The sequence below is a fragment of the Streptomyces mesophilus genome (genome assembly GCF_011044995.1).
In the GTDB taxonomy this organism is placed as follows: Bacteria; Actinomycetota; Actinomycetes; order Streptomycetales; family Streptomycetaceae; genus Streptomyces; species Streptomyces mesophilus.
In genome coordinates, this window is sequence record NZ_JAAKZW010000376.1 from 1 (window position 1) to 4,676 (window position 4,676).

5 protein-coding genes are annotated in these 4,676 nt (G+C 72.0%); all 5 read left to right on the top strand.

Going from position 1 to position 4,676, the window contains the following annotated elements; translation table 11 throughout:
* On the top strand, window positions 1-1,268 hold a 1,268-nt coding region (locus tag G6045_RS39380; protein WP_165337049.1), incomplete at its 5' end, for an MFS transporter.
* Window positions 1,265-2,083 (top strand): putative hydro-lyase, encoded by an 819-nt coding sequence (locus G6045_RS39385; protein ID WP_165337050.1) that lies wholly within the window; start codon window positions 1,265-1,267, stop codon window positions 2,081-2,083. The genes G6045_RS39380 and G6045_RS39385, both read left to right, overlap by 4 nt.
* Before the next feature lie 109 nt (window positions 2,084-2,192).
* Window positions 2,193-2,942, top strand: coding sequence for a LamB/YcsF family protein (locus tag G6045_RS39390; RefSeq protein ID WP_328708079.1), 750 nt, complete (start codon window positions 2,193-2,195; stop codon window positions 2,940-2,942).
* Between the two features lie 20 nt (window positions 2,943-2,962).
* The gene (locus G6045_RS39395) at window positions 2,963-3,655 is read left to right on the top strand and encodes a 5-oxoprolinase subunit B family protein (RefSeq protein ID WP_165337052.1); all 693 of its coding nucleotides are present in this window, start codon (window positions 2,963-2,965) and stop codon (window positions 3,653-3,655) included.
* A 76-nt stretch (window positions 3,656-3,731) separates the two neighbouring features.
* Window positions 3,732-4,589, top strand: a complete 858-nt coding sequence (locus G6045_RS39400; protein WP_165337053.1) for a 5-oxoprolinase subunit C family protein — start codon at window positions 3,732-3,734, stop codon at window positions 4,587-4,589.
* Window positions 4,590-4,676 lie beyond the last annotated feature (87 nt).

The following is a 4,676-nucleotide window of genomic DNA, read 5'->3' on the forward strand; positions in this document are numbered from 1 at the left end:
CCGCTCCCCCGCACCCCACCCCCGAACTCGCCGACGACCAGGGCCCGTTGGCTTGGTTCAGGGCACTCGGACCGCGCGGCCGCCGCGCCTTCGGCGGTGCGTTCGGCGGCTATGCGCTGGACAGTTACGACTACTTCACGCTGCCGCTGAGCATGGTCGCGATCGCGGCCTACTTCGGTCTGAACAACGGACAGACCGGACTCTTCACCACCGTCACCCTGGTCGTCTCCGCCGTGGGCGGAGCACTCGCCGGCGTGCTGGCCGACCGCATAGGCCGCGTGCAGGCGCTGATCGTGACGGTCGTGACGTACGCCGTCTTCACCGTGGCCTGCGGTTTCGCGCCCAACTACGAGACATTGATGGTCTTCCGCGCCCTGCAAGGCCTGGGCTTCGGCGGTGAGTGGGCGGTCGGCGCGATCCTCGTCGCCGAGTACGCGAGCGCCAAGCACCGCGGCCGCACCCTGGGCGCCATCCAGAGCGCCTGGGCGGCGGGCTGGGGTCTGGCCGTGATCGTCTACACGCTGGTCTTCCAGTTCCTCGGCGACGACCTCGCCTGGCGCGTCATGTTCTGGACGGGCGCGCTGCCCGCGCTGCTCGTGCTCTATGTGCGCCGTAACGTCCAGGACGCCCCCGAGGCCGCCGAAGCCCGCAAGAGGAGTCCCGACAAGGGAAGCTTCACCGCCATCTTCAAGCCGGGCCTGCTGCGCACCACGCTCTTCGCCGGTCTGCTCTCCACGGGCGTCCAGGGCGGCTACTACACCCTGGCCACTTGGGTGCCGACCTTCCTCAAGACCGAGCGCGGCCTGACCGTCGTCGGCACGGGCGGCTATCTGGCCGTCCTGATCTCGGGCGCCTTCATCGGCTATCTGACCGGCGGCTATCTCACCGACGTACTCGGCCGCAAACGCAACATCGCCCTGTTCGCCGTCCTTTCCGCGCTGTGCATCCTCGCCTTCGGCTCCATCCCCGAGGGCTCCAACGGGCTGCTGCTCCTGGTGAGTTTCCCCCTCGGCTTCTGCATGTCGGCGATCTTCAGCGGCTTCGGTTCCTTCCTCGCCGAGCTCTACCCGACGGCCGTACGCGGCACCGGCCAGGGCTTCACGTACAACGCCGGACGCGGGGTGGGCGCCATCTTCCCGACCCTGGTCGGCTTCCTGTCGGACAGCTGGGGCGTCGGCGGCGCGCTGATCTTCGGCGCGATGGCGTACGGCATCGCGGTGATCGCCCTGTTCGGCCTGCCCGAGACGCGCGGCCGGGAGCTGACATGACACGACCCGTATCGCCTTACGCCGAGCGGCAGTTGCCGATCCACCGGCGCATCCCGAAGGCAGCCCGTGCCCACTTCCGCGTGGGCGCCGACGAACCGACGGCGGGCTGGGCGCCCGGCCACACCCAGGCCAACCTGATCGCGGTGCCCGCGGACTGGGCGTACGACATGCTCCTGTTCTGCCAGCGCAACCCCAAGCCCTGCCCGGTGCTCGACGTCACCGAGGCCGGCTCCTGGCGCACCCGCCTGGCGCCCGGTGCGGATCTGCGCACCGATCTGCCGCGCTACCGGGTGTGGCAGAACGGCGAGTTGACCGACGAGCCCGCCGAGGCGACCGGGTGGTGGCGGGACGACCTGGTGGCGTTCCTGATCGGGTGCAGCTTCACCTTCGAGGCCGCGCTCAGCGCCGCGGGCGTCCCGATGCGCCACCTGGAGCAGGACCGGAACGTGCCGATGTACCTCACCGACCGCCCGTGCCGCAGCGCGGGACGGCTGCACGGCCGCATGGTGGTCTCCATGCGGCCGGTCCCGCCGGAAAAGCTGTCCACGGCGATCCGCGAATCGGCCCTGCTGCCCGCCGTGCACGGCAGTCCGGTGCACTGCGGGGACCCGTCGGTGCTCGGGATCGAGGACCTCGACCGCCCGGACTTCGGGGATCCCGTGGACATACGGCCCGACGAGATCCCGGTGTTCTGGGGCTGCGGGGTGACTCCGCAGGCCGCGGTCATGGAGTCACGGCCGCCGTTCGCGCTCACCCACGCGCCGGGCCGGATGCTCATCACGGACGTACGCGACGACACGTACCGCGTCATCTGAAGCGCAGCTCGCCCATCACTCCACACCGAAGGCACGTACCCGGCACATGAACCCTGTGAGTCCTGTGAGTCCTGTGAGTCCTGTGAGTCCCGTGAGTCCTGTGAGTCCTGTGATCGATCTCAACGCCGACCTCGGTGAAGGCTTCGGGCGCTGGCGGCTGACCGAGGACGAGCAACTGCTCTCGATCGTCACCAGCGCCAACGTCGCCTGCGGCTTCCACGCGGGTGACGCGACGACGATGCGCCGGGTCTGCGCGCTGGCGGCCGAGCGCGGGGTGCGGATCGGCGCGCAGGTCTCGTACCGCGATCTGGCCGGCTTCGGGCGCCGTGCGATGGATGTGCCGGCGGACGAGCTGGCCGCCGAAGTGGCGTACCAGATCGGCGCGTTGGAGGTGTTCGCCCGGGCGGCCGGTGCGGGCGTCGCGTATGTGAAGCCGCACGGCGCGCTGTACAACCGCATCGTGCACGACGAGGAGCAGGCCGCCGCGGTGGTCGACGGTGTGCTGCTCGCCGGCCCGCTGCCCGTGCTCGGGCTGCCGGGGTCGCGTTTCCTCGAGGTCGCCGCGAAGGCCGGGCTGCCGGTGGTCCCCGAGGCGTTCGCGGACCGCGCCTACACGGACGAGGGCACGCTCGTGCCCCGTACGCGCGAGGGCGCGGTCGTCACCGATCCGTCGGCGGTCGTGGAGCGTTCGCTCGGTCTGGCCCGTGACTCCCAGGTGACCTCGCTCGACGGGCGGCGGATCACGGTCAGGGCGCGTTCGCTGTGTCTGCACGGCGATACGCCAGGGGCGGTGGACCTCGCCCGCCGCGTACGGGCACGGCTCTTGGACAGCGGCATCGAAGTGGCGGCCTTCGCGTGAACACCTTCGGCAGTCATCGCATGAACACCTTTGGCAGTCTTCGCGTGAACACCTTCGGCAGCCCTCACGTGAACGCCTCCCCGCCCCGGCGCATCCTCCCCGTCGGCGACGACGCCCTGCTCGTCGAACTCGACAGCGGCACCGAAGCCCAGGCCCTGCACGCGGAGTTGACACGGCTCCGCGCGGCAGGCGCCTTTCCGCCGGTACGGGAGCTCATCCCCGCCGCCCGCACCGTGCTCCTCGACGGTCTGGGCGAACCTCCACGTCAGGTCGCGGCCCGCCTGGCCGCACTCGTGATTCCGCCCGCGCCGGCACCGACCGGCGACGTGATCGACATCCCCGTCCGCTACGACGGCCCCGACCTGGCCGACGTCGCCGCCGCCTGGGACGTGCCCGTCAGCGAGGTCGGCCGGATCCACTCGGCTCTCGCATTCCGCGTCGCCTTCTGCGGGTTCGCGCCCGGTTTCGGCTATCTGACCGGTCTGCCCGAGCGGTACGCGGTACCGCGCCGCCCCACCCCACGCCCCTCGGTCCCGGCGGGCGCGGTGGCCCTGGCCGGCCCGTACACGGGCGTCTATCCACGCTCCTCGCCCGGCGGCTGGCAGATCATCGGCAGCACGGACGCCGTCCTGTGGGATCACACCCGCACTCCGGCCGCGCTCCTCGCGCCGGGCACGCCCGTACGGTTCCGGATCCACGGGGACGCCTCGTGAGCGCGCCCGCGGGGCCGGCATTTCCCACGCCCCCGCCTGGATACTCCCGAGGCCACCGCCGCCATGGGGTGTCCACATGACCGACCGCGCCCTCGTCGTCGTACGGGCCGGCGCGCTGACCACGGTCCAGGACCGCGGCCGCCCCGGCCACGCCCATCTCGGCGTACCGCCCTCCGGCATGCTCGACGCCCCCGCCGGCCTCCTCGCGAACCGCCTCGTCGGCAATGCGCCCGAGGCGGCTCTCCTGGAGACCACCGTCAACGGCGTTGCGCTGCGCCCGCGTTGCACGGTGACGGTCGCGGTCACGGGCGCGCCCTGCCCGGTGACGGTGGACGGCCGGCCCGCCGCCTGGGGCGCCCGGGTCCGGGTCCCCGCGGGCGCACTGCTCGGCGTGGGTACGGTCACTTCAGGCGTACGGTCCTACGTCGCCGTCTCCGGCGGCCTGGACGTCGACCCGGTGCTCGGCAGCCGCTCGACGGACCTGCTCTCGGGCCTGGGCCCGGCCCCGCTCACGAACGGCACGGTCCTCCCGCTCGGCGCCGCCGTCTCCTCCTACGCTCCGGTGGACCTCGGCCCGCAGCCCGCGCCGCCCGCGGAGCTGGTGCTGCGCATCGCGCCCGGACCCCGCGCCGACTGGCTCACGGACAACGCCCGCACCACACTCACCACCCGCACCTACCGTGTCTCCGCCACGAGCAACCGCATCGGCCTGCGCACGGAGGGCCCACCCTTGGAACGCGCCATCATGCGCGAACTCCCCAGCGAGGGCCTGGTCCTGGGCGCGGTCCAGGTCCCCCCGAACGGCCACCCGGTCATCTTCCTGGCCGACCATCCGACGACGGGGGGCTACCCGGTGGTGGCGGTAGTCCGCACCACCGACCTACCGGCCGCGGCACAGGCGGCGCCGGGTACACCTGTGCGGTTCGTCGGCTGAGGCCAATCCAGCCCGTCCGGCGTTTGAGGACATCTTTCAGCCCCTGCGGCGTTTGAGCAGATCCGAACGGAGTTCGGATGCGGGGGC

Bases quoted from the DNA above. Each gene is read 5' to 3' on its own strand.
- G6045_RS39385 (WP_165337050.1), top strand. From the start codon at position 1,265: ATGACACGACCCGTATCGCCTTACGCCGAGCGGCAGTTGCCGATCCAC.
- G6045_RS39395 (WP_165337052.1), top strand. From the start codon at position 2,963: ATGAACACCTTTGGCAGTCTTCGCGTGAACACCTTCGGCAGCCCTCAC.
- G6045_RS39400 (WP_165337053.1), top strand. From the start codon at position 3,732: ATGACCGACCGCGCCCTCGTCGTCGTACGGGCCGGCGCGCTGACCACG.